The sequence below is a fragment of the Trinickia dinghuensis genome, from assembly GCF_003367175.1.
Lineage (GTDB): Bacteria > Pseudomonadota > Gammaproteobacteria > Burkholderiales > Burkholderiaceae > Trinickia > Trinickia dinghuensis.
Genome location: NZ_QRGA01000001.1, coordinates 199585 through 224935, shown reverse-complemented (window position 1 = coordinate 224935; position 25351 = coordinate 199585). Strand labels below are relative to the sequence as shown.

At 62.4% G+C, this 25351-nt stretch carries 22 protein-coding genes; 19 read left to right on the top strand and 3 right to left on the bottom strand.

The genetic code is table 11. The features are described 5' to 3' along the window. Window positions 1-14 precede the first annotated feature (14 nt). A complete protein-coding gene (locus DWV00_RS00980; RefSeq protein WP_115531676.1) occupies window positions 15-2021 on the top strand; it encodes a tripartite tricarboxylate transporter permease in 2007 nt (668 codons plus the stop codon). A gap of 21 nt (window positions 2022-2042) precedes the next feature. Beyond that, window positions 2043-2573, top strand: a complete 531-nt coding sequence (locus DWV00_RS00975; protein ID WP_115531675.1) for a carboxymuconolactone decarboxylase family protein — start codon at window positions 2043-2045, stop codon at window positions 2571-2573. A gap of 50 nt (window positions 2574-2623) precedes the next feature. Here the strand turns inward: DWV00_RS00975 and DWV00_RS00970 are convergent, their stop codons facing one another. Then, a complete protein-coding gene (locus DWV00_RS00970) occupies window positions 2624-3166 on the bottom strand; it encodes a response regulator (RefSeq protein WP_115531674.1) in 543 nt (180 codons plus the stop codon). Between the two features lie 737 nt (window positions 3167-3903). Here DWV00_RS00970 and DWV00_RS00960 point away from each other — a divergent pair. Beyond that, on the top strand, window positions 3904-5229 hold the full coding sequence (locus DWV00_RS00960; RefSeq protein WP_115531672.1) for a chloride channel protein: 1326 nt from the start codon (window positions 3904-3906) through the stop codon (window positions 5227-5229). 37 nt (window positions 5230-5266) lie between these two features. Here DWV00_RS00960 and DWV00_RS00955 read toward each other — a convergent pair whose 3' ends face one another. Continuing rightward, window positions 5267-6178 (bottom strand): LysR substrate-binding domain-containing protein, encoded by a 912-nt coding sequence (locus DWV00_RS00955; RefSeq protein WP_115531671.1) that lies wholly within the window; start codon window positions 6176-6178, stop codon window positions 5267-5269. A 122-nt stretch (window positions 6179-6300) separates the two neighbouring features. Here DWV00_RS00955 and DWV00_RS00950 point away from each other — a divergent pair, with 122 nt between their 5' ends. The 13 genes from DWV00_RS00950 to DWV00_RS00890 all read left to right on the top strand — a co-directional run bounded on the left by DWV00_RS00950 (window position 6301) and on the right by DWV00_RS00890 (window position 19566). Beyond that, entirely contained in the window at window positions 6301-7488 is a 1188-nt protein-coding gene (locus DWV00_RS00950; protein WP_115531670.1) for an acyl-CoA dehydrogenase, read from the top strand. A gap of 20 nt (window positions 7489-7508) precedes the next feature. Beyond that, a complete protein-coding gene (locus DWV00_RS00945) occupies window positions 7509-8747 on the top strand; it encodes a CaiB/BaiF CoA transferase family protein (protein WP_115531669.1) in 1239 nt (412 codons plus the stop codon). A 68-nt stretch (window positions 8748-8815) separates the two neighbouring features. Continuing rightward, window positions 8816-9109 carry a hypothetical protein gene (locus DWV00_RS00940; protein WP_181885306.1) on the top strand — a complete coding sequence of 98 codons (294 nt, stop codon included), beginning with the start codon at window positions 8816-8818 and terminating at the stop codon, window positions 9107-9109. A 251-nt stretch (window positions 9110-9360) separates the two neighbouring features. After that, window positions 9361-9555: a hypothetical protein gene (locus DWV00_RS00935; protein ID WP_115531668.1), complete on the top strand. Its 195-nt coding sequence runs from the start codon at window positions 9361-9363 to the stop codon at window positions 9553-9555. A 183-nt stretch (window positions 9556-9738) separates the two neighbouring features. Then, window positions 9739-11178, top strand: coding sequence for a purine-cytosine permease family protein (locus DWV00_RS00930; protein ID WP_115531667.1), 1440 nt, complete (start codon window positions 9739-9741; stop codon window positions 11176-11178). Window positions 11179-11220: 42 nt separating this feature from the next. Beyond that, window positions 11221-11781, top strand: coding sequence for a VOC family protein (locus tag DWV00_RS00925; protein ID WP_115531666.1), 561 nt, complete (start codon window positions 11221-11223; stop codon window positions 11779-11781). Between the two features lie 8 nt (window positions 11782-11789). After that, window positions 11790-13370: a phytoene desaturase family protein gene (locus DWV00_RS00920; RefSeq protein ID WP_115532193.1), complete on the top strand. Its 1581-nt coding sequence runs from the start codon at window positions 11790-11792 to the stop codon at window positions 13368-13370. Between the two features lie 102 nt (window positions 13371-13472). Further along, the gene (locus DWV00_RS00915; protein WP_115531665.1) at window positions 13473-14495 is read left to right on the top strand and encodes an AraC family transcriptional regulator; all 1023 of its coding nucleotides are present in this window, start codon (window positions 13473-13475) and stop codon (window positions 14493-14495) included. A 272-nt stretch (window positions 14496-14767) separates the two neighbouring features. Further along, a complete protein-coding gene (locus DWV00_RS00910) occupies window positions 14768-15871 on the top strand; it encodes a porin (RefSeq protein WP_245964661.1) in 1104 nt (367 codons plus the stop codon). Between the two features lie 219 nt (window positions 15872-16090). Further along, the gene (locus tag DWV00_RS00905; RefSeq protein ID WP_115531664.1) at window positions 16091-16879 is read left to right on the top strand and encodes an SDR family oxidoreductase; all 789 of its coding nucleotides are present in this window, start codon (window positions 16091-16093) and stop codon (window positions 16877-16879) included. Between the two features lie 46 nt (window positions 16880-16925). Continuing rightward, window positions 16926-18176, top strand: a complete 1251-nt coding sequence (locus tag DWV00_RS00900; RefSeq protein ID WP_115531663.1) for a styrene monooxygenase/indole monooxygenase family protein — start codon at window positions 16926-16928, stop codon at window positions 18174-18176. 11 nt (window positions 18177-18187) lie between these two features. Beyond that, complete coding sequence (locus tag DWV00_RS00895) at window positions 18188-18733, top strand: flavin reductase family protein (RefSeq protein ID WP_115531662.1); 546 nt, start codon at window positions 18188-18190, stop codon at window positions 18731-18733. A gap of 38 nt (window positions 18734-18771) precedes the next feature. Continuing rightward, window positions 18772-19566, top strand: a complete 795-nt coding sequence (locus tag DWV00_RS00890) for a cyclase family protein (RefSeq protein ID WP_115531661.1) — start codon at window positions 18772-18774, stop codon at window positions 19564-19566. A 45-nt stretch (window positions 19567-19611) separates the two neighbouring features. Here DWV00_RS00890 and DWV00_RS00885 read toward each other — a convergent pair whose 3' ends face one another. After that, on the bottom strand, window positions 19612-20628 hold the full coding sequence (locus DWV00_RS00885; RefSeq protein WP_115531660.1) for an AraC family transcriptional regulator: 1017 nt from the start codon (window positions 20626-20628) through the stop codon (window positions 19612-19614). 364 nt (window positions 20629-20992) lie between these two features. On the opposite strand from DWV00_RS00885, the gene DWV00_RS00880 reads away from it, so the two are divergent. The 3 genes from DWV00_RS00880 (at window position 20993) to DWV00_RS00870 (ending at window position 25343) form a co-directional block, all read left to right on the top strand. Further along, entirely contained in the window at window positions 20993-23275 is a 2283-nt protein-coding gene (locus tag DWV00_RS00880) for a thiamine pyrophosphate-dependent enzyme (RefSeq protein WP_115531659.1), read from the top strand. Window positions 23276-23364: 89 nt separating this feature from the next. Beyond that, a complete protein-coding gene (locus DWV00_RS00875; protein ID WP_115531658.1) occupies window positions 23365-24921 on the top strand; it encodes an indolepyruvate oxidoreductase subunit beta family protein in 1557 nt (518 codons plus the stop codon). After that, window positions 24918-25343 carry an acyl-CoA thioesterase gene (locus DWV00_RS00870; RefSeq protein ID WP_115531657.1) on the top strand — a complete coding sequence of 142 codons (426 nt, stop codon included), beginning with the start codon at window positions 24918-24920 and terminating at the stop codon, window positions 25341-25343. Before DWV00_RS00875 ends, DWV00_RS00870 begins: the two co-directional genes overlap by 4 nt. Window positions 25344-25351 lie beyond the last annotated feature (8 nt).

Sequence of the window (25351 nt, the reverse complement as noted above, 5' to 3'; positions counted from 1 at the left end):
AATCAGGATGACTCATGCATTTCTTCGACCACGCAACTCTATCCGCAGCGGGCCATGCGCTGTCGATAATCTTGCAATTCAACCGTTTGGTCTTTCTGTGGTTCGGCGTGCTCGTCGGGCTGGCGATTGGACTGTTGCCCGGGATCGGCGGGCTGACCGGATTCGCGCTGCTGGTGCCGTTCACCTACACGATGGACCCGTACGCGGCCTTCGCGATGCTGCTCGGCATGGCGTCGGTCATCACGACTTCCGACGTGATCCCGGCGGTGCTGTTCGGCGTACCGGGGCACGCCGCTTCGCAGGCGACCGTGCTCGACGGCCTGCCGATGACCCAGCGCGGTGAAGCGTCGCGCGCGCTTAGCGCCTGCTATATGTCGTCGTTGTTCGGCGGGTTGATCGGGGCGGTCATCCTGGGGGTCTCGCTGCCGTTGGTGCGCCCGCTCGTCCTCTCGATCGGCACGCCCGAGATGCTCGCACTGACGATATTCGGCATCTCGATGGTGTCGGCCTTGTCGGGCAACGCGCCCTTGAAGGGCGTCGTCGCGGCCTGCTTCGGCATTCTGGTCGGCATGATCGGCACGAACATCGAGACCGGGCAGTTGCGTTGGACGGGTGGGACGCTCTATCTGCAGGACCGGATTCCGCTGGTGCCGATCATCCTCGGTATCTTCGCGCTGCCGGAACTGTGCGAACTTGCCATTCGACGCACCGCGATCGCCGAGAACGTGCAGTTCAGTTCGCGGGAAGGCATGCGCCAAGGCGTGCTCGACAGTCTGCGCAACTGGTTTCTCGTTCTGCGCTGCGGGGGATTGGGCTCGGTGCTCGGCGCTATCCCGGGCATTACCGGCGCGGTGACCGACTGGATCGCCTATGGCCATGCGATGCAAACCGCGCGCGGCGCCAAGGATACTTTTACGAAGGGCGACGTGCGCGGCGTGATCGCGCCGGAGGCGGCCAATAACGCGAGAGAGGGCGGCAGTCTCGTGCCGATGCTGGCTTTCGGCGTGCCGGGTGGCGCGGCACAGGCGATTCTGCTCGGCGCATTGATGGTGCACGGCTTCATCCCCGGGCCCGACATGCTGACCAAGCATCTCGCGCTGACTTATTCGATGGTCTGGTCGATCGCGCTCGCGAACATCTTCGGGGCCGGCTTGTGCTTCCTGCTCAGCGGGCAGTTCGCGAAGATCTCGACGCTGCGCTATACGCTCATTCTGCCCGTCATCATGCCCATCATTTATGTGGGTGCGTTCCAAGGCTCGCGTAGCTGGGGCGATCTGTTCGTGCTGCTCATTACCGGAGTGATCGGCTGGGCGATGAAGCGCTTGAAATGGGCACGTCCGCCGCTGATTCTCGGCCTGGTCCTCGGCGTGCTGCTGGAGCGCTACATGTCGATTTCCGTGATGCGCTACGGCCTGGATTGGCTGACGCGGCCGGTTGTCCTGGTTCTGCTTTGTCTCTCGGCGGTGGTCTTTTTCAAGCCGTTGTTCAAGCTGTTGCGCAGCGGCGGGCTCATGCGCCTGCGGTTGAGCGGGAAGATCGTGCTCAAGGCCGAAGACCTCGCTTACGTGTTCTTCCTCGGCGTGGGTCTCTACATGCTCGTGAGCTGCCAGGGCTGGCTGCCCATGGCGCGCATGGGCCCCACGGTGGTCGCGAGCATCCTCGTCATCGCGGGCGGCATCAGTCTCGCGTACAAGGTCTTCTTCACGCCGGCACAGGCGGGGGCGGGCGGCAGCGGCGGGATTCACATGGACATCGCCGGCCAGCACGACGTATCGCTGTCGACCAAGACTGTCCTGCTGCGCGCGGCAAGGTTCTTCGGCTGGTTCGTCGCGTTTCTCGTCTGTACGTCGGTGATCGGGATGATCGCGACGGTGCCGCTGATGATCGTGGCGTACATGCGCATCGAAGGGCGCGAGTCCTGGAAACTCAGTTTGATTCTCGCGGCTTGCGTGACCGCGATCGTCTACGGCGTCTTCGACCAGATCATTCATATGCCCTGGCCGAGCAGCCTCATCGGATAATTTGAAGGAATGGGAAATAGCATGGCGGACAATCGACTCCAACGTATCGACCCGGAACACGCCGGCGACGCGCAAAAGAAGGTCATCGCGAAGCTCGGCGAAGGACGGGGACGCATTCCCACGCCGTTCAACATTTGGCTGCACAACCCGAATCTGGCCGAAGGGATGGAAATCATCGGCACCCACGTCGATCGCTCGCCGGTGCTGACCGAGGCGGAGAGCGAAGTGGCGATCCTGTCGACGGCGGTGTTTTGGAATGCAAAGTATGTGATCGCCAATCACCGCCGGCATGCACTGAAGGCCGGCGTTCCCGAGGATGTGGTCGCTGCGATTCTCGATCAGCGGCACTTCGAGGGGGAGAGCGGGCGCTTCGGCGCGGTGTGCGATGCGGTCAACGATATGTTGGCCGGTGGCGTGATCGACGACGCGCGCTTTGCCCGCTACGATGCCGAGCTTGGCCGCGCCGTGATAGCCGAATTGCTAGTCACGATCGGCTATTTCACTTCGGTGTCGCTCGCCATGAGCTTGCACGCGCTCCAGCCGAAGGAGTGACTGGGCGCCGCATTAGGGGATCGATGGCCGTCATGGGCCATCGACCGTAGTTAGCGGTTTCCCGGCGAGCGCGCTGCGCCGCAAAACGCGATGCATGCGGCGTTCGGCTCGCTCTCTTCTTCCTGCGAGTGAGGCATGGAAGCCAAGGCGATCGCTCCCGGCCGGCTTTGGACGAACGCGGCTACGGCCGAGACGAGCCGTTCTGGCGGGACCGGCTTGCGCAGGTACAGGTCGAACAGGGCCGACTGCGTGGATTCGTCCGGCTGCAGCGACGACGCCGCGATGACCGGTAAATGGCGGAATCGCTGGTCCGCGCGGATCGCCAGGCACAGGTCGATGCCACCCAGCAAGGGCATGTCCAGATCGGTGACGACGGCATCCGGACGCGCCATCCGAAGACTTTCGAGCGCGGCCGCGCCGTTGGGCGCGCAGAAAACGAAGTAGCCGATTGGCGCCAGCATCGCCGAAAAGGCGGCCCTCGTGGCCTCGTCGTCGTCGACGAGCAGCACTGTTCCGAAAGAGTCGAGACCGTTACTCAAGCGATTCATAAGGCAGGCGAGCTGTTCGGCTGCCTGCGCAAAGGCGCGGCGCACCGGAAGCTCTCAGTTCGAGTCGCTTTTGGCAGCAGCCAATTTTGTGCCTGCCCGGATGAAAAAGGATTCACCCGGACGGCGCGCATCCATCAAGAGCGCGCGACGAAATCAGGCGCGCCGTCACCCAACGCGCTCAGGGCGATGCTCCCGGCGCCGAATAGCGTGCGCGGCATTATGTAGTGATCGGAAGAGGGGCTCAGTAACTCCCGGTTGTCGTCCGCAAGGGTCTCCGCAGCCCGCCGGCGATCCATTCGTTCCTCACGGTGACTATGCGATGCCACAACCACGCGGCGTGCGCGCTCCCCTGTGCGCCGCTCCGATTTCACCGCGATGGGTGACTCGGAAGGGTTCACCTGAACGGTTTCGTCCAAGATCCGACTCGGGGCCGTGGCGTTCACGTTGCCGCAAAAAGCGGTAACGAAGATGACGACGGCTTTAGTCAGCTCAGCGAAAGGTGGCCGCATCGTTGCCTTCGTATGTACAAGGTTCACCGCCGTGAGATCACCCTGTTATGGGCCGGATCGCGATCAACGGAGTGTCGCGCGCGAGCTACGGGTTACCGTCGTTCAACGCGGCAACCGGATGTCCAATAGTAATACGCATAAGCAGTCGCACGTATCCTCATTTACACGTATCGGCCCCGCGACCAATACGCGGCGAACGCGCACCTGAATCGGCAGGTGGCCGGAGGCAAGACTGGGCCGGTATACTTGCGCTTTCGCGCAAAATCAAAAGTCATGCATCTCCGAGTTCCGACGGACAAGTGGTCCTTTCAGCACGCCTACAAACTTTGGCTTCACTACGGGGTGTTCTGGATCGGCGCCATTGTCGCGGGGTTGATCGCCGTGCTTTATGCCCGCTTGATCGATTTCGGCTACGACCTCTTTCTGCATCGCGTAGCACACAACCGATGGCTGCCGTTGCTCGTGACGCCTGCGATCAGCGCGGCATGTGTCTGGATAACGAGGCGTTTCTTCGACGGTGCGGAAGGTAGCGGCATCCCGCAGGTGATCGCCGCATTGCATGGTCCGAGGGAATTGGGCCAGCGCCTGCTGACGATTCCAATCTTGATCGGCAAGATTTTCGTTTCGTTCCTGGCAATCCTCGGCGGTCTGACGATAGGGCGAGAAGGGCCCACCATTCACGTCGGCGCTTCGCTGATGTTCAGCTTGCGGCGGTTCTACCCGGCGCGTTTCAACGCAATCCACGGCGCTGCGCTCGAGCGCAGGCTCACGCTGGCCGGCGCGGCCGCAGGTCTTTCCGCGGCATTCAACGCGCCCCTCGCGGGCGTCGTGTTCGCCATTGAAGAGCTCACGCGCAGTTTCGAAGCCCGCACGAGCGGTGTCCTCATCACCGCGATCATCTTCGCCGGTGTCGTATCGCTCGGGCTTCAAGGCAATTACGTGTATTTCGGAACGATCGACATCGGTCCGCGCCTTCCGGACCTTCTCGTCGGTGCGGTGCCGTTGATGGGACTGCTTACGGGTATCGCTGGAGGCATCTTTTGCTGGTTGCTGCTCAACACGAAGCGCTGGATGCCGCAGACCGTTTTGCGCATACGGGCACAACGCCCAGTTGTATTCGGTGCCGCGTGCGGATTGCTGATCGCGATAATCGGGATCGCCAGTTCGGGGCATACCTTCGGCAGCGGCTATGCGGAAGCGCGCTCCATGCTGGAAGGCCACGGGCATGTCACCGCGCTCTATCCGGCATTCAAAATGATCACGATGGTGGGGTCGTATCTGCCGGGGGTGCCTGGCGGGTTGTTCGCACCGTCGCTGGCGATCGGCGCGGGTGTCGGCAATGCGTTGCACATGCTGTTTTCACAGATGCAACTGCCGATGCTGATCGCGCTGGGGATGGTCGGCTATCTGGCCGCGGTGACGCAAAGCCCCATCACGGCCTTCGTCATCGTGATCGAGATGATCAACGGGCACGCCCTCGTGATTTCGCTGATGGCGACTGCGCTAATTGCCAGCCGCGTTTCTCGGTTCTTTGCCCCGCCCTTGTACGAAGCGCTGTCCGAGCGCTATGCGCCGCGGCATCATGAGAATGCTCCATAGCAAGCCTCGCGCGCCGCTCGTCGCTCGCAGCCGGAGATCACCCCAGCCCCAACGGCTCGCGATAGCTGCGAGCCTCCTCTTCGATCCATTCGCGAAAAGTGACCAGCGGCGCGCTGTCGGACTTCTGCTCCGGGTAGATGAGGTAGTACGACCGGTCGCTCAGATAGTCATGCTGAACGACGGAGATCAAAGCGCCACGTCTCAGCTCGTCCTCGATCAACAGGCGGGGCAGCAGGGCGATGCCGATTCCCTGAATGGCCGCTTCCGTGTGCATCGAAAACAGCTCGAACCTCGGCCCCGACATATCGCCTTCGACCCGCATGCCGAGCGATGCGAACCAGTCGCGCCACGCATAGGGCCGTGTGCTCTGCTGCAATAGGCGATAGCGAGACCAGTCGGCGGCATTGAGTTTTTTTCGGGGGGCAATCAGGGTGGGACTGCACACGGGGATCAAACTCTCGCGCATCAGGAATCGGCTTCCCGTCCCCGGCCACGTTGCGGGGCCCGCGTAAAGTGCGGCATCGAACTCCGTGTCGCCGAACAGGAACGGACGAGTGCGCGTCGTCAGGTTGATCGTGATGTCCGGGTGGGCCTCCATGAATTGCGGCATGCGCGGGAGCAGCCACTTCGTCGCGAACGTAGGCACCACGGCGACTTCGAGCGTGCCGCCCGTGCCGCCCCGGCCCATCAACTCCACCGTGTCCCGCTCGACATCGTCGAGCCGTGACGCCACCTTGCGGCTATAGGCAACGCCGGCTTCGGTCAGCGCCACCCCTCGCCGATCGCGGCGAAACAGCTTCAGGCCGAGAAAGTCTTCCAACGAGGCGATTTGTCTGCAGATAGCGCTTTGCGTCACCGCCAGTTCATCGGCGGCTTTCGTGAAGCTCTGGTGGCGCGCTGCCGCCTCGAAGGCGGACAGGGCGAGGGTGGACGGAATTTTTCGGCGCATGGCACAAACCCTCGGGCGGCTAACTTGTGCGATTTTCGCACAGGTTGCTGACAAGAAATCGTTTGCTTCGACGCGGAGCAGCCGCTAGATTGACACCACGATCAATACCTTCCGAGTCAGAAATGAGCCAACAGCACAAGTCCTCGCCGTTCCAATGGGATGATCCTTTACTGCTGACGCAGCAGTTGAGCGAAGAGGAGCGGATGGTCGTCGAATCGGCGCGCACCTATTGCCAAGAGCGCCTCGCCCCGCGTGTGCTCGAGGCGTTCCGCCACGAGCAGACGGATCCGGCCATCTTCCGCGAGATGGGCGATCTCGGGCTGCTCGGCGTGACGATTCCCGAGGCTTACGGCGGCGCGGGCCTCAACTATGTCAGCTACGGTCTCGTGGCGCGTGAAGTGGAACGTGTCGATTCGGGCTATCGCTCGATGATGAGCGTTCAGTCCTCGCTCGTGATGGTGCCGATCAACGAGTTCGGCAGCGAAGCCGTCAAACAGAAATACCTGCCGAAGCTCGCGACGGGCGAGTGGATCGGCTGCTTCGGATTGACGGAGCCGAATCACGGTTCGGACCCGGGAAGCATGGTGACGCGCGCACGCAAGGTGGCGGGCGGGTATCAGCTGACGGGCAGCAAGATGTGGATCACGAACAGCCCGATTGCGGATGTGTTCGTCGTTTGGGCGAAGGACGATGAAGGCGCGATCCGCGGCTTCGTGTTGGAAAAGGGTTGGAAGGGACTGTCGGCGCCGGCGATTCACGGGAAGGTCGGATTGCGGGCCTCGATTACGGGCGAGATCGTCATGGACGAAGTCTTCTGTCCGGAAGAAAACGCCTTCGCCGACGTGCGCGGCTTGAAGGGGCCGTTCACTTGCCTGAACAGCGCGCGCTTCGGGATCGCTTGGGGCGCGCTCGGCGCGGCCGAGGATTGCTGGCACCGCGCGCGCCAATACGTGATCGATCGTAAGCAATTCGGTAAACCGCTCGCGGCGAACCAACTCATTCAAAAGAAGCTCGCGGATATGCAGACCGAAATCACGCTCGGTTTGCAAGGCTGCTTGCGGCTCGGCCGCATGAAGGACGAAGGAACGGCTTCCGTCGAGATCACGTCGATCATGAAGCGCAACTCGTGCGGCAAGGCGCTCGACATCGCTCGCATGGCGCGCGACATGCTTGGTGGCAACGGCATCAGCGACGAATTCGGCATTGCCCGTCATCTCGTGAATCTCGAAGTGGTGAACACGTACGAAGGGACGCACGACATTCACGCGCTGATTCTCGGCCGCGCCATGACTGGGATTGCCGCGTTCTAACGTTCTAAATTGCGATCGTCATGAACGATATCTTGCAAGCGGGGGCGCTTGCCGGCGTGCGCGTCCTCGATCTCTCGCGCGTGCTGGCCGGCCCGTGGGCCGGTCAGTTGCTCGCCGATCTCGGCGCCGACGTCGTCAAGGTGGAGCGTCCGGGCGCCGGTGACGATACCCGCGCTTGGGGGCCGCCTTGGTTGAACGATCCCGATGGGAATTCAACGGGCGAGTCGGCCTACTATCTGAGCGCCAACCGCAATAAGCGATCGGTGACGATCGATATCGCGAGCGCGGAGGGGCGGCGCCTCGTACGAGCGTTGGCGAGCAAGGCCGACGTCGTGCTCGAGAACTTCAAGGTGGGCGGACTCGAGCAATACGGGCTCGATTACGCGAGCCTCAAGGCGATCAATCCGCGACTCGTCTATTGCTCGATTACCGGTTTTGGGCAGAGCGGACCTTACTCCACGCGCGCCGGCTACGATTTCCTGATTCAAGGAATGGGCGGTTTGATGAGCCTGACCGGCCGTCCCGACGGTACGGAGGGCGGTGGCCCGATGAAAGTCGGCGTGGCGTTGACGGACATCATGACGGGGCTCTATGCGACGGTTGCTGTGTTGGCCGCATTGAAGCGTAGGGAGCAATCCGGCGAGGGGCAGCATGTCGATCTGGCGCTGCTCGACGTGCAGATCGCATGTCTTGCAAACCAAGCGGCGAATTATTTGGTGGGCGGGATCGTGCCCCGGCGCATGGGCAATGCGCATCCGAACATCGTGCCGTATCAAGAGTTTCCGACTGCCGACGGATACATGATCGTGGCCGTCGGCAACGATAGTCAGTTCGCGAGTTTGTGCAAGACGTTGGGTAACCCGGAATGGTCTAGCGATGAGCGCTTCGTCACCAATCCGCAGCGCGTGAAGCATCGGAGCGAGTTGATCGCGCTGATTCACGGGAAGACGGTGCAACGCACGACCGACGAATGGGTTGCCGCGATGGAAGCGGCAGGCGTGCCGTGTGGGCCGATCAACACGCTCGATCGGGTGTTTGCTGATCCGCATGTGCAGGCCCGCGGCACGCGCATCGAGATGTCGCATCCGCTGGCGAAGGAGGTGCCGCTCGTGGCGAATCCGATTCGGCTCTCCGAGTCTCCCGTGCAGTATCGGAACGCGCCGCCTACGCTCGGCCAGCATACGGAAGAGGTGCTGGCCGATTGGCTCGAAGCGAGCGCGGCGGAGATCGACGCTTTGCGAGCGAAGAAGGCGATATGAATGCGGTGCCGATGGGTGCCGCGGTATTGCTCTTATTCGGCTGAGGCTTCTTGAAGCGAGAGGATCCGATGGACGCCATGCAACGAGTTCGCCTCGCTGCCGCCGCTGAGGCCAATGCGGAAGATGCGGCGGTCTGGCGTTGGTTTTCCGTTTTTCTCGAAGAGCGCCGAATCCGCTGGCGCTACATGTTCGGTAGCTGGGTCGTGCACGTCGATCGGACACATGTCGCGACGGAGCTGACCTTTTACGACGCGATACGCGCGGCGAAGAATGAAACTGAGTCGTTCGGCGTCGAACCGTCCGACAAATGGCCAAGCCGGCGGCGAGCAGATACGTTAGTCGAACTCCGCCGATCGCGGTAATTCGCTCGAAGAGTCGTTACTGCAACGCAACATCGAGCATAAGGCAAACCTCCTTCGAGCTATTTCGGTCGCGCTCGCCGCGGGCTGCGGTCGCTCATAAGCCCATCCCTGCGCCCTCCGAATCCTGCAGCCCCCGGATAGCCACTGCCATCCCCGGATAACGTCCGCCCCTCGCTCCCCTCTATCTTTCTCTTAACGCAACGCCAAATCGCGGCGTTGCGCGATCCGACCAATTCCTAGGGGAGCAGACCATGGACGTCTTGGATCTTGCCCAGCACTGCGGCATGCAGGTGACGCTGGACGCCCGAATCGGACGCGAGGAATACCGGAGCGTCTACGGATCGATCGAAGCGCTTCAGCGTTTCGCCGACGCGCTCCTGGTGTCGATCGCGGCGGCCGCGCCGGCCCAGATGGGACCCGCCACGGCAAAAAAGTCGTTCGCCTAGCCAGCAGGGCCTTGCCGACAAGGCCGGCACACCTTCCTTCGCTCACGGGACGTTCGTTGCCGAAACGGGATCGCCAGTGGATTTGTGGCCCCCGAGGATACGCTCGGGCACGAGGCTGGCCGTGCGCCGACGAGAGACCATTAGCCGCCGCATAGACAACGAGCGTCAAAAGAGGAGTCGAGAATGAAAGAGGAGACATTGAGTGCAACGATGGAAGACCACGCACTCGAGCGAGTCCCGGCGGATGCGCGCCAAGGATGGCTTGCGCTGTCGTGGAATACGGCCGGCGTCGCCACGACACTGGTCCAACTATTCCTGGGTGCGCTCGTCACGTTCGTTGCCGGGCTGAAAATCGCCCTGCTGGCAGGCGTGACGGTTACGGTAGTCGGCGCACTGCTGGGCTGGGCATGCGGCCACGTGGCATACCGGTCAGGGTTTTCCAGTACCGTCATGTCGCGCCATTTCGGGTTCGGCCAGAAAGGCTCGATCATTTCCTCGCTGATTTTCGCGTTCATGATCATCGGCTTTCTCGCACTCGAAAACGCGCTGCTGTACCGAGGATTCATCTTCTACTTCGGCATTGCCGATACGGTGACGACGAGAATCGTCATCTACGGCTTGCTGAGCATTGCCTGGATACTGCTGACGGCCTATGGGTTCTCGCTGGTCGCCCGAGTGTCCTCCATCACGCTCGTGCTGTTCCTGGCCGTACTCGCGTACATCACGCACGTCGTCATTTCCGGTGCCGCTGTTTCGTCCTCCGATCTCTTCTCGTTCGGCTCGCAGTTTCCGGCCAGCGTGCTCGGTTCGATGGGCGCGACCAGCGACGTGCAGAAATTCATCTTCGCGGTCAACGTACTGATCGGCTCCGCCGGCGCGCTCGCGCTGGTCGATGCCGACCTCGGCCGGTTCGCCCGCCGCTCCGCCGACATCGGAATCGCCGCGCTGATCGGCAATCTCATGATGGATGTGCTGATGCTCGGCCTGGGCGGCATCATCATGTACGCCGGCATTCCCGCGCTCGTGGATTTCTATATGCACACGGCCGGCATGACCCACGAGGCCGCGCTGCATGCCTCGCTGCAAAGCCCGGATAGCATCGCGGCTGCGTTCGTGGTGTTCGGCGGCGCGTTGGGTGCCCTCCTTATGGTTTTGGCCCAAAGCAAAGCGCAAGTCATCAACACGTACAGCGCGTCGTTATCGCTTTCCAATCTATTCGATGCGTTCGACTTCAGACCCGGAAGGCTCACGTTCGTTATCGTGGCCAACATCATCGGGCTGATCATGCTCTACGGAAAGATCCTCGCGCTGGTCAACTCGTGGATCACGATCCTCGGTGTGCTGACGACGGCGTTCGCGGGCGTCATCGTGGCGGACTTCTTCATCGTCAGGCGGTTGTCTCGCGAACCGGACATGAACCTCGATCGGCCAGCGGAGATCGTGAATTGGGCCGGAGTCGTGACGTCGATCGCTGCCGTCGTGCTCTCTCACTATGTTCTCGCGCGTGTCGTTCCCGTCGAAGCCATCAGCACGATCGGAATCTGCCTTGTCGTCTATCCGGTTCTGCGCCTCACGATATTTAAACCCGCATACCGCGGCGGCCCCGCGGCAGCCGGCGTTTGAGTCGTAACCGTCAATGCCTGTTCATATAACCGGAGACGCACAATGCAAGGCAAAACGCTGCCGGGTTTGATGCACGTGGACCACGTTGCGCTGACCGTGCCCGATCTGGACGAAGCCGTCGGGTTCTATGGCGGCGTGCTCGGTGCGATCGAACTCTATCGGATGGGGCCTTTCGATGCCGACGAGTTGCCCAAAATGCCCGACGGCACCGATTGGACGCAGGCGCACCTCAATATTGCTAAAGCGCGTCTGCGCTTCGTGATGATGGCGCTCGGCAAGAACCTGATGCTCGAACTGTTCCGCTATGAGCGGCCGAACGATGCCGTGACTACGCCTCCGCGCAATTGCGACGTCGGTGCTAGCCATATCGCGCTGAAGGTGGAGAACTTGGACGCAGCCCTGGAATTCCTGCGAGAGGGCGGCATCCGCGTGATGGCGGGACCCATCGTGATCGACAGCGGGCCGTGCGCCGGGCTGCGCGTGAACTACTTTCTCGACCCATTCGGCAATCAATTGGAATTGGTCGAATACGGACATCTGCCGTTCATGGATGGGACCGATGCGCCGCTCTACGCGCGCGACCGGCTGAGCAATAAACAGTGAGCAATTCGATGAGAGAAGAATCGGACGTCGTCATCGTCGGCAGCGGAATCAATTCGCTCGTCTGCGCCGCGGTGCTGAGCAAGCGCGGCAAGCGTGTGGTCGTAATCGAACGCAATGCCGAGCCGGGAGGCTGCATCCGCAGCCAGGAACTGTTTCCCGGCTATATCCACGACGTGCTTTCGTCTTGGTATCCGCTGTTCGTAGGCAGTCCCGCTTATGCCGATCTCAAGGACGATTTGATCGGCGCGGGGCTCACGTTTGCACAGGGCGAGTACGCCACCGGCATCGTGACGCCCGACGGCCGTGCGATGGCTTTTCGGCAAGATCTAACCGACACGGCGAATCGGCTCGACACCGAGTGTCCGGGCGACGGTGCGGCATTCGCGGCGATGGCGGGCCGCCTGTTCGGCGAAGACGCGCGGTTGACGTTCGGGCTGCTCGGCGAAAACCCGTACGGCTGGAACATGGTCAAGCTGTTGTGGCGCGAGTGGCGCCGCCGCGGCACGGACGGTCTGACGGCCTTCGTCGGCAGCGCGCTCGAGAGTTTTCGGCGATGGGGCAACCGGTCGCTGGGCTCGGATCTCGCGCGCGCCGCCATCGCGCCGTGGGCGCTCCACACGGGCCTCGGTCCCGACGATGCCTGCTCCGCGTTGATCGGCAAGCTGACCTTCGCGGCGGTGATCGCGGGCGGTATGCCGGTCGTCAAAGGGGGCAGCGCCAATATCGTGAAATCCTTCCGAACCGTCATCGAGCAGCGCGGCGGCATCTTCGTGACCGGTACCGACGTCGAGAAGGTCCTGCTGGAGCGAGGGCGTGCCGTTGGTGTGGTCGCCGGCGGCCGCACCTGGCGCGCGCGTGACGCGGTGGTCTGCAATGTGACGCCTCGGCAGTTGTACGGCCGGCTCCTGCCCGATGCCCCCGCGCCATGGCGGGAGCGCGCAGACGCCTACCATTTTGGTCGTGGCGACATGCAAATTCACTTCGCGCTGTCCTCGCCTCCCGACTGGTGCGACGCCGAACTCGGCCGCGTTCCCCTCGTTCACCTGACCGAGAGCATGGAGACGGTTTGCTTGTCGGTGACGCAAGCCAACAACGGCCTGATTCCCGCACAGCCGACGATCGCAATCGGGCAGCCGACCGCTGTCGATCCGAGCCGTGCCCCTGCCGGCGGCGCGATCCTTTGGCTCCAAATGCAAGAGATGCCGTCGCGCTTGCGCGGCGATGCGCTCGGTGAAATTGCCGTACCGGCCGATGGGCGCTGGACCGAGGCCGTTCGAGAGCGCGTTGCCGATCGGATACAGCGCCGATTGGAAACCGTCATGCCGGGGCTCTCCGCAAAGATCGTCGGGCGGCGGGCGTATTCGCCTGCCGATCTGGAAGCGCTCAATTGCAATCTGGTTGGCGGCGACCCGTATTCGGGCGTATGCTCGCCCGATCAGTTTTTCTGGCTGCGTCCGCTTGCGGGAGTCAAGGGACGTCGCGGCCACGATACGCCGTATCGCAATCTGTATCAGATTGGCGCCTCGACGCATCCTGGGCCGGGCCTCGGCGGCGCGTCCGGCTGGATGATCGCGAATCGGCTGAGTTGAGTTGGACAGCTGCCCCGGCCGGGCGTGTAGGCGCGATCACACTTGATCTACGCCGTTTTTTTTACTGCATGATGCTCCTGGCCTTCGCATCGGGGTGAAACCATGGACAATCTTTCTCGGTTCTACGACGGCACGCCGGGCGCGTTTCGTCATTTCAGCGTCGAGTTCGAAGGCAAGGTCGATACGGGGCACGTCATCGACACCGTGGGGCGTGCGTTCAAACCCCACAGCATGTCCATCGCCGGGCGAGCCGGTGAGCTCGATGCGACCTTGCGTTCGCTGAAGATCGGCGGCTTGCAAATTTTCTACCTCCAATATGGCGCGGAAGTCAGCGTCGATCCGGGCGAGTTGAACGGCTTTACGCTCGTCCAGATGCCGGTTCGCGGCGCGGCACGCTATAGCTGCGGAAAGCAGCTGGTGTCGGGCAGCAACGATGTGGCGGCGGTGATATCCCCGCAGGAAGCCACGCGCTTCCAATTCTCGGCCGATCTTAGCCAAGTCATCGTTCGCATCGATCAAGAGGCATTGCATCGCGCCTGCATCGAACATATCGATTTGCTTCCCGAACGAGGCCTGCGTTTCAATCCGGCGCTCGATTTAAACGGCCCGGCCGGCCGCGCGTGGTGCGGTGCGCTCGCCTATGTGCTCGAAGGGAGCGTGGCGTTTCCGGATTTGCTCGGCATGCCGTCCTACGCCGAGCGCTGTGAACGGCTATTGATCGACACGCTGATCCTGGCGCAGGCGAACAACTGTTCGGAGTACTTGAATGGTATGCCCGGGCGCAGGACGGTTAGGCCCGCGTACGTCAAACGGGCGGAAGACTACATGCGCGAGCATCTTGCCGATATCACGTCGGTCGATGAAATCGCGCGCACCGTTGGCGTGAGTTCGCGTGCGCTGTTCCATGCGTTTCGCCAGACCTACGATCGCTCGCCGATGTCCTATCTACGCGAACTTCGTTTGAAAGCCGTCCATGCCGAACTGAAGTCGGGCGATCCGGCATCGGTACGACTCACGGACGTCGCGATGCGCTGGGGGTTCTCGCATTACGGGCACTTCTCGGCCCACTATCGGCGGCGCTTCGGCGTTCGCCCTCAAGACACGCTGAACGCGCCACGCAGCTAGTCATCAGGCTCGGCGCGCACCCGCGCCGCGACCTCGAAGACAACCTCGCAGAAATTCCGCACTCGGGCAACGAGCGTGCGCTGACATGCGCGCCGCTCGCCGAACCGCAACACGCTTCTCTTTCCTCTTTCGGACGAACGCTGCGGGAATCGGATAGCTGGCCGACTTTTGAATTCCGATGATCCTCACGTGCCCGTCGATATCCGATAGCGATATCGAGCGCAGGCGCGCAGGTTCCAAAGTTCAATATGGTCAGCATGAGGAGAGAGGGGATGAAGCGGAAGTATGTGAAGGGCAAGTCGGCGGCGCTTAGCATTGCGGTTGCCATGTCGGGTGTTGGGTATGCGGCTGCTGCGCAGGCCCAGAGCAGCGTCACGATGTACGGGTTGATCGATTCGGGGATCGACTTCGTCACCAACGTGGGCGGCAACCATCAAGTCTCGCTCGGGACCGGCGTGCTGGCGCCGAACTTGTTCGGCTTCCGCGGCAAGGAGGACCTGGGCGGCGGGCTTGCTGCGATCTTCGTTCTCGAAGGGCAGTTCAACGAGGGCACCGGGGCGTCGATCGGCAATTTCTTCGGCCGCCAATCCTACGTGGGATTGAAGGACAACAAGTGGGGCAGCCTGACCGCGGGCAACCAGTACGACTTCATGTTCACGTCGCTGGCCGTGAAGCGCTACGGTCCGGAATTTCCGTTTATCTCTCTCCAGAATCTGCGCCAAGGGCCGTTCAACGGATTGGGTGTTCCCAACCAGCCTAGCGGCGCTTTCGATTTCGATCGAGTAGCCGGTGAACGCATCACGAACTCGGTCAAATACGAGAGCCCCGATTTCAACGGGTTCAGCTTCGGCGCCATGTACGGGCTCGGCGGCGTCGCAGGCGCGTTGGCTCAGGACAGCGCACAAAGCTTTGCGCTCGACTACGGCAACCGGCAATTCAACCTCGACGCCGCATACACCTACGTACGCTACCCGGGCATCAACAACGGCAACTCCGGGATTCGCAACTTCGGCGTGGGCGGTGGTGTCTTCGTCGGACCGGCCTATCTCGACGCGCTCTATACCAACACGAAGAATACGTTCACGGGTGCGAGCGTCGGCGTGTACGAGGTGGGCGGCATGTACCCGTTCAGCCCGTTCCTGCGTCTTGCCGCCGCATACCAGTTCATGGACGGCAACGCGGTGCTGAGTGGAAACAAGGCCCACCAGGTCAACATGACGCTCGACTATTCGCTCTCCAAGCGGACCGATGTCTACACGAGCGTCACGTACCAGCGTGCGAGCGGCAACAACGCACAAGCGCAAATCGTCCTGTTCGGACCGTCCGACGGCCGCAATCAGATGGCCTTGCGGGTGGGCTTGCGGCACCTGTTCTGATCTGATTTCCGGTTCGCTTCAAAACCGGCAGTGTGCGGATAGTCGCTGCACGATGCGGATACCTGCAACCCGATTTGACGATCCATTATGAAGTCAAGCACACAGGTGCGATCGAAGCCCCTCGCAAGAGAACGCATCGCAGGGGAAACGATCGATACGCGCCTGGTGCACCTCTGGCACACAACGGACGCGTCATTTCCCTGAGCAAGGTGAATCCACATGAAAGAGCTTGAAGGCAAGGTTGCCATCGTGACAGGCGGTGCGACGATCATCGGCGCAGCGGTGGTCGAAGCGCTGCGAAACTACGGCGTCAAAGTGGCTGTCTTCGACATCGATGCCGCCGGTGGCGAACGGGTCGCATCGGCCGATCCCGTGCATACGCGTTTTTGGCCCATCGATATTCTCAACGACGAGCAATTGGAATCCGGTATTGCCGAAGTCGCCGCGCATTACGGGCGGGTCGATTTTCTGGTGAATTTGGCCGCGACCTATCTCGACGATGGTGCACGCTCCGGCCGGCGTGATTGGCTGTCGGCACTCGACGTCAATGTGGTCAGCGCCGTGATGGCGGCCCGGGCCGTCCATCCCTACATGGTCAAGGCCGGCGGCGGGGCGATCGTCAATTTCACGAGCATCTCCTCGAAGGTCGCGCAAACGGGACGTTGGCTGTACCCGGTATCGAAGGCGGCGCTCGTGCAGCTCACGCGCAACATGGCGATGGATTTCGCCGCCGACGGCATTCGCGTCAACTCGGTGTCGCCGGGGTGGACGTGGTCGCGCGTCATGGACGAACTCACGCATGGCGATCGCGCGAAAACCGATCGCGTGGCCGCCGATTACCACTTGCTCGGCCGCGTGGCGAATCCGTCGGAGGTGGCCGACGTCGTCGCATTCCTGCTGTCGGGGCACGCATCGTTCGTGACCGGCGCCGATTATGCCGTCGACGGCGGCTATTCGGTCATGGGACCGGAGCAGGCCCAGCCTGCCATTCCCCGGCTCGCCGAGTAAGCGGCTCGCTCTGAGCGCCCCGAACCATTCATCAAGGAGAACATCGATGCGTCGAATCGCAATCGTAGGTGGAGGCCAGGCGGGATTGCCGCTTGCGTTAGGACTGCTGAGCAAGGGCTATGAGGTCACGGTGGTGACCAATCGCACGCCGGACGACATTCATCGCGGCAAGGTCATGTCGAGTCAGTGCATGTTCGATCCTTCGCTGCAGATCGAACGCGATCTGGGCTTGAATCAATGGGAGGCCGCCTGTCCGCCCGTCGAAGGGATCGGCTTCGCCGTCCCCCATCCCGAGTCGAAAGGAGCAAAGCTGATCGATTGGAGCGCGCGGCTCGATCGCCCTGCGCAATCCGTGGATCAGCGCGTGAAGATGCCGGTGTGGCTCGAGCAAGTCGAAGCGCGCGGTGGCCGGGTACTGATCCAGGATGCCGGCGTCGCGGAACTCGAAGCACTGGCCGATAGCCACGATCTCGTGCTTCTCGCCGCGGGCAAAGGGGAAGTCGTTCGGCTGTTCGAACGCGACGCCGCCCGCTCGCCGTTCGATAAGCCGCAGCGCGCGCTGGCATTGACCTACGTGCACGGCTTGGAGAAAACGCCCGAGTATTCGCGTGTGGCGTTCAATCTGATTCCCGGTGTGGGCGAGTACTTCGTGTTTCCCGCGCTGACGCTCTCGGGGCCGTGCGACATCATGGTGTTCGAAGGCGTGCCGGGCGGCCCGCTCGATTTCTGGCGCGATATCCGCACGCCGCAAGAGCATCTTGCCGCGAGCAAGCGCTTTCTCGAAACGTACCTGCCTTGGGAAGCGGACCGCGCGCGCCGCGCCGAACTGACCGACGACAACGGTATTCTCGCCGGCGCGTTTGCACCGACCGTGCGCAAGCCGGTGATGACCTTGCCGTCGGGCAAGCTCGTGTTCGGGCTGGGCGATGCGGTCGTCACGAACGATCCCATCACGGGGCAGGGCGCGAATAACGCGACGAAGGCCTGCAAGGTCTATCTCGACGCGATTCTTGCCCATGGCGAACAGCCTTATACGCGCGGCTGGATGGAGCACACGTTCGAACAGTTCTGGGACTACGCGCGCTGGGTCGTGCAGTGGACTAATTCGCTGCTGACGCCGCCGCCGCCGCACGTGCTGCAGTTGCTCGGCGCCGCGGCCAATCTGCCTTCGCTCGCCGGCGTGGTCGCCAATGGCTTCAATCATCCGCCAAGTTATTTCCCGTGGTGGGCCGATCAAGTCGAATGCGAGCGCTTGATATCCAGCCATCAAGTCGTTTCCGTTTCAGCGGCTGCGTAAGGAGTGCGGACATGTCGCAATGCATCGCTGAGCCGGACGTGAGCCCGGCCGAACAGGCCTCCTGGGGCAGTGTGGATCTTCAGCCGGCCACCCTGCGAAAGCTGCTCGGTGCCTATCCGACGGGCGTTGCGGTCGTCACGACGCGCGCACCCGATGGCCGTCCGGTCGGGCTGACGATCAATTCGTTCGCGTCGCTGTCGCTGGATCCGCCATTGGTGCTCTGGAGTCTCGTCAACCACTCGCCGAGCCTGGAGGTGTTCCGAGACTGCACGCACTTCGCGATCAATATTTTGTCGAGCGGCCATGAGGCGATTGCACGCCGCTTCGCCAGCGCAGCTGTTCCCGACAAATTCGCCGAAGTGGCATGGCACGCGGTACCGGAAGGCGTTCCGGCGATCGAGGAAGCGCTTGCGACGCTGGTATGCGAGCACGACCATTGCCGCGATACGGGCGATCATCTTCTGTTCGTCGGCCGTGTCGTGCGGACGGCAAGCCGTGCGGGCGAGCCGCTCGTTTTTCATGCCGGGCGGTTCACGTCGCTTTCTTCAACCCTATAACAATGTTCCGAAGACGGAAGACACATGGAGCGCTACAGATGATTCCTCAGTCGCATCAAACCCTGCAGGCGATGGCCGAACAACTGGCGGGCGGCGCGATCCGTGTCGTCGACCTGACGCAGACGCTGTCGCCGTCGTTCCCGGCGCTGCAATTGCCGCCTCAGTTCGGTCAGGTCCAAGGTTTCAAGATCGAGCGGATCTCGCACTACGACGAGGCGGGCCCCGGCTGGTATTGGAACAACTTCTCGTGCGGAGAGCACACGGGGACGCATTTCGATGCGCCTGTTCACTGGGTGAGCGGTCGCGATTATCCGAACGGCAGCGTCGACACGATCGAGCCGGCGCACTTTATCGCGCCGGCCGTTGTGCTCGATGCCAGCGCACAAGTGAGAGAAAACGAAGACTGGCTGCTGACCGTCGAGTTTCTAAAAGAATGGGAGCAGCGCAATGGACTCATTCCGAAGCGTTCATGGGTGCTGCTACGGACCGACTGGTCGAAGCGCGTCGAGGATCCGGCGGCGTTCCTCAACATGCGCGAGGACGGCGCCCATACCCCGGGCCCAACGCAGGAAGCGGTCGAATGGCTGATCCGCGAGCGGGATGCACATGGTTTCGGCGTGGAAACGATCAACACCGATGCGGGGCAGTCGTACTCGTGGCCCGTGCCTTATCCGTGCCACACGCTCATGCACGGCTCGAACCGATACGGTCTGCAATGTCTGAAGAATCTCGACCAACTGCCGCCGCGTGGCGCACTTATCGTGGCGGCGCCGCTGAAGATCGAACAGGGATCGGGAAGCCCGCTGCGCGTGCTGGCACTGATCGGCAACTAGTCGATAGCTAGGGCGGCAACGAATCGCCCATCCACTGGCTGGCCGCTATCCGCGGCGCAGCGTTTGGCTCGGGGTTTCGCCGTAGCGAAGTTTGTAGTCGTTGCTGAAACGGCCCAAATGCGCGAAACCCCACCTCAGCGCGACGCCCGACACGTTGCAAGCCTCGCCGCCCATCAATTCGGTCCGCGCGCACTCCATGCGCAGATCTCGCAGATACTGCATCGGGCTGACGCCGAGATATTCCTTGAATCCCGCATAGAGGCTGCGCATGCTGACGCCGGCCGCCTGCGCAAGCTGCTCGGCCGAAACGGGTTCGTGAGCGTGGGCCCGGAGATAGTCCTTCGCGCGCCGGATATGGCGCGGCAGGATGGTGCCGCGGCGCGCGGGCGGATCGTCGCTGTAGCTGTGCCGCTGCGCGGCGAGCAGCGTCGAGGCGACGAGTTGCTCGATCTGGGCAACGACCAGTTTGTGCTGGGTCAAATCGGCACATTGCGCCGAGCATTCGATCATGTAATTCAACAGACACTGCCAAAGCGGGCTTTCCCGCCACCGAAACCCGAGCTCGAAACGCAAGGGACGATCCAGCGGATGGCTGAGCTGGCCCACTAGCGCCCGCTCGATCAGAGACCGGGAAATGCGCACCATCAACGAGTCGTTGTTCGCGGCCCATTGCATGCAGGTGTCGTCGTCGGGGCTCAGAATCGACGCGAGCGCGGGGGAGGATTCGATCCGCTGCGCGCCGCATTCGATGATGGCGCTGCCCGCGAGCGGCATTTGAACCAGAAAGAAGTCCTCCAGCGGGCCGGGGCTGATCTCGACGGAAGAGCCGTATTGAAGCCGGCTCAGCGAGACATCGCCCAGCGCCATGAAATGCATTCGCGCGTCCAAACGCTCCGTGCCGCCGGTAATTTTTAGGCTATGCGGTTTCATCACGCGGCCGACCATCGACCGGACTTCATCGACGTCGTTCGATGCGAACAGCAACTGCCCGGGGCCGCTCTGGCCTCGTTCGAGCGATTTGCCGGGCTCGCCCGTGGACGGGAAGGTGGCGGTGTGCAACATGGCTAATACCTTTGCTCAGGTGGGCCGGCGCATCGAGGCGCCACCGCAACACGTTCATCGAATTCCATGATTTTTCATGCAGTGCCGCGGTTTCGGCCGGTATCCCGGCGTGCTTGCTGTGCACTGCAGCATCGGGCATCGCAGCCTACTTGCTTGTCAAGGATAGTAGTCCGAGGCCATTTGTGCGAGAACGCAGGAAAACCCGTCCTCGAATGGACCGAAATATCCGGTTTCTGCCGTCGATATCCAAGGCCTGCGGAAAGTGGAGGTGCATGATTAATCATGTATTGACGCGAGCGGCGCGGAAAACGAAAGTGAGCCTCATGGGCACGACGTGCCGAAGCAAACACGTGAGAGGAACACGATGGCCGAGAGATCGTTTGTCGAAGAGGTGAAGAAGCTGCGTCTGGGCGCGGGCGAGCTGTTCAGCGGCGAGGGCATTCTCGCGGTGACGAAGGCGCTGCTCGAGTCGGGCGTGGCCTACGTCGCGGGCTATCAAGGCGCGCCCATTTCGCACTTGATGGACGTGCTTGCCGATGCGCAGGACATCCTCGCGGAGTACGGAATCCGTTTCGAGAATAGCGCGAGCGAGGCGACGGCGGCGGCCACGCTGGCCGCATCGGTCAACTACCCGCTGCGCGGTGCCGTGACCTTCAAGGCGACGGTCGGCACCAATGTCGCGTCGGACGCCTTGGCGAATCTGTCATCGGGCGGCGTACTGGGCGGCGCGCTCATCATCGTCGGCGAAGACTACGGCGAAGGCTCGTCGATCATGCAAGAACGCAGCCACGCGTTCGCCATGAAGTCGCAGATGTGGCTGCTCGATCCGCGTCCCAATCTCCCGTGCATCGTGCAGGCGGTGAAGGACGGCTTCGAGTTGTCCGAGGCGAGCAGTACGCCGGTGATGCTGCAGATGCGGATCCGGTCATGCCACGTGCATGGGCAGTTCGTGACTTCCGCGAACCGGCGCCCCGCGTTCACGGTCAAGGATGCGCTTGAAAATCCGACGCGCGACGTGAACCGAATCGTTCTTCCCCCTGCCAGCTTTCTGCACGAGAAAGAGAAGGTGCATGCTCGTTGGCCGGCCGCCATTCGCTTCATTCAGGAACGGCAGCTCAACGAGTTCTTTTCGGAAGACGGGGCCGATATCGGCATTGCGTTGCAAGGTGGCACGTACAACACGCTGATCAGAGCGCTCGAAAAGCTCGGTCTCGCCGATGTCTACGGCGAATCGAAAATCCCGCTGTACGTGATGAACGTCGCTTATCCGCTCGTCGATGCGGAGTTCGAGCGGTTCTGCAAAGACAAGCGTGCCGTGCTCGTCCTCGAAGAGGGGCAGCCGAACTTCGTCGAACAAAATGTCGCGAATATCCTGCGCCAGCTTGGGTTGCCCACGGCGCTTCACGGCAAGGATCTGCTGCCGATGGCCGGGGAATACAACACGGCGACGGTGCTTGCCGGGGTGAGAGCTTTCCTCGAGCGCTATAAGGTTATCGCGCCGAAGCCCGCGCAAGCGCCCGCGAGGCGAGTCATCCCGATCGTCGCGGCACCGGCCGCATCGGCTGCATCGGTCCTCGCATCGAACGTAGGCCAATCGAACGCATCGGCGGCGTTGACCGAGACCGCCACCGACTCCACGATAGACACCGCGATCGATGACGATGGCGGCGGAGACGAAGTGCCGGGCAACCTGGAGCGTGCCGTCCACGCGCGTCCTCCCGGCTTCTGCACGGGCTGCCCGGAGCGGCCGATCTTTACCGCGATGAAGTTGGTCGAGCGGGAACTCGGCCCGCACCATGTGAGCGCCGATATCGGCTGCCATTTGTTTTCCATCCTGCCGCCGTTCAATCTCGGCAATACGACGATGGGATACGGACTTGGCGCTGCCGGTGCCGCGGCGCTGAGCGCGCCCGACGGCAAGCGTGCGATCTCCGTCATGGGCGACGGCGGCTTCTGGCACAACGGCCTGACGAGCGGGATTGCCAATGCCGTGTTCAATCGCAGCGACAACCTGACCGTTATCGTCGACAACAGCTATACCTCGGCAACGGGCGGTCAGGACATCCTATCGTCGACGGCCACCAATCCGACCCGCAGCACCGGGCACGAAATCGAGCAGGCCGTGAAAGGCGTCGGCGTGAAATGGGTGCGAACGATCAAGCGCACCTATGACCTGAAGACGATGACCGCCACGCTGCGCGAGGCACTGACCACCGACGTCAAGGGGCCGAAGGTGCTGATCGCGCAGAGCGAATGCATGCTCAACAAGCAACGGCGCGAGAAGCCGAAGGCGCGCAAGGCGATCGCGGCAGGCGAGCGCGTCGTGCGGGAACGCTTCGGCGTCGATCCCGATACCTGCACCGGCGATCACTCGTGCATCCGCTTGTCGGGTTGTCCGTCGCTGTCGATTCGTCCCAACCCCGATCCGCTGCGCCGGGATCCCGTGGCGACCGTGGTCGATAGTTGCGTCGGATGCGGTCTTTGCGGCGAGGTATCGCATGCGGCTGTCCTCTGCCCGTCGTTCTACCGCGCCGGGATCATCAGTAACCCCACTCGCTGGGATCGTCTGCGCCAACGTGTGCGCGATGCGGTGATCGGCGCTTTGCAGCGCAGCGATGCGCGACGTCGTGCGCGATACGCGTTCTGAACGGGACGAGTTGCCTGCACTTGAGAGAAGGGACGCCGAATAGGCATCCGTCGGGTATCGCTACCCGTTAGCGCTATGAGGAAATCGAAATGAATGCTGAGCCGATCAAGATCGCCATTCTCGCCATGGGCGGCGAGGGCGGTGGTGTGCTCGCCGATTGGATCGTCGGCTTGGGCGAGGCCAACGGCTATTTTGCCCAGACAACGTCGGTGCCCGGTGTCGCGCAGCGTACGGGCGCCACGATCTATTACGTCGAACTGTTCCCGGGTGCTAATGACGGTGCGCATCGTGCACCCGTGCTTGCGCTGATGCCGATGCCCGGCGACGTCGACATCGTCCTTGCCTCCGAACTGATGGAGGCGGGGCGCGCGGTGCAGCGCGGCATCGTCACGGCCGATCGCACGACGCTCATCGCGTCGAGCCACCGTGTCTATTCGATCGCGGAAAAGTCGGCCATGGGCGACGGCCGAGTCGACAGCAGCGTACTCGTTGGGGAAACCGGGCGTGCAGCGAAGCAGTTCGTCCATTTCGACATGGCCGAGGTGGCCGAGCGTACCGGCAGCGTGATCAGCGCGGTGCTGTTCGGGGCGCTCTGCGCGGCCGAGGTCCTGCCGTTCGATCGCGGTCAGTTCGAAGCAACGATCGAACAGGGCGGCATCGGCGTCAAACGGAGCCTGAAAGCGTTCGATGCCGGCTATACGCATGCGAACCAGCGAGTGGCCGAAGCGGCGCCTAAGAAGGCCGCGGGCGAGTCTGCGGCCGTCCATGTCTCGCCGCGCCACCCGGCGGTTGCCTCGCTCGTCGAGCGGGCCCGCCGGTTGCCGGGCGATGCATCGGGTATCGCCATCGAAGGGGTTCGACGAATGATCGACTATCAGGACGTGGCCTACGCCGGCCTATATCTCGATCGCCTCGAAGCCTTGGCCTCCACACCTCGAGCAAACAACGCCGAGTTGCTCGCCGAGACCGCGCGCCACCTGGCGCTTTGGATGTCGTACGAAGACACGATACGCGTAGCGGATCTCAAGACACGCGACAGCCGCTTCGAACGCGTGCAAGGCGAGGTGCGAGCGAAGGCCGATCAGCTGCTCGAGATCAACGAATTCATGCACCCGCGCGTCGAAGAAATTGCCGAGACGTTGCCGGTATCGCTCGGTCGTTGGCTGCTGCGTCCTCATGCCGTGCATCGCTTCGCTGCCCGGCTCTCACGAAACGGGCGAGTGATCCGCACGAGTTCGATCGGCGGGTTCCTGCTGCTCTATTCGTTGGCTCGCTGGCGCCGCTGGCGCCGGGTCACGCTGCGCTATGCGCTGGAAACCGAGCGCATCGAGACGTGGCTGTCGCGCATCCGGAAACTTGCCGCAACCGATATTTCGCTTGCCTTGGAAACCGCGCAATGCCAGCGGCTCGTGAAGGGATACGGAGACACCCACGCGCGCGGGCTGAAAAATTACGAAACGCTCATGTCGGTCGTCGACCGCCACGCGGCTTCGCTGAAACCGGTCACGTTGCGCGAGCTGCGCGACGCGGCGTTGGCCGACGAGCACGGCAACGCGCTGCGCGCGTGCATCGAGCGACACGCACTTTCCGACCAGGAACAAGCACGAGCACAAGCACAGGGACAAGGGCAGGGCCAACCATCATGAATCCACGCAAGCTGACGCAACGACACCGAATTCGCTTCGCCGAATGCGATCCGGCCGGCATCGTGTTCTATCCACAGTACTTCGTGATGTTCAACAACCTCATGGAAGCCTGGATCGACGGTCTGCTTCCGGGGGGATTCGCCGGGTACATCGGCAAGCACCGGTTCGGCTTGCCCACCGTTCGTCTGGAGGCCGACTTCCGTTCGATCAGCCGCATGGGCGACGACGTCGAACTCAGTCTCGAAGTGATTCGTCTTGGCGGGAAGTCGCTGACGCTCTCCCTGTCCTGCATGGGCGGCGACGGAGAGGTTCGGATGAGCGTGACGCAGGTGGTGGTGTCGACATCGCTGGACACGCATCAAGCGATCGACATTCCCGCGATGCTGCGCGAGGCGCTGACTCTAGAATCCATCAACGAATAAAGGAAATT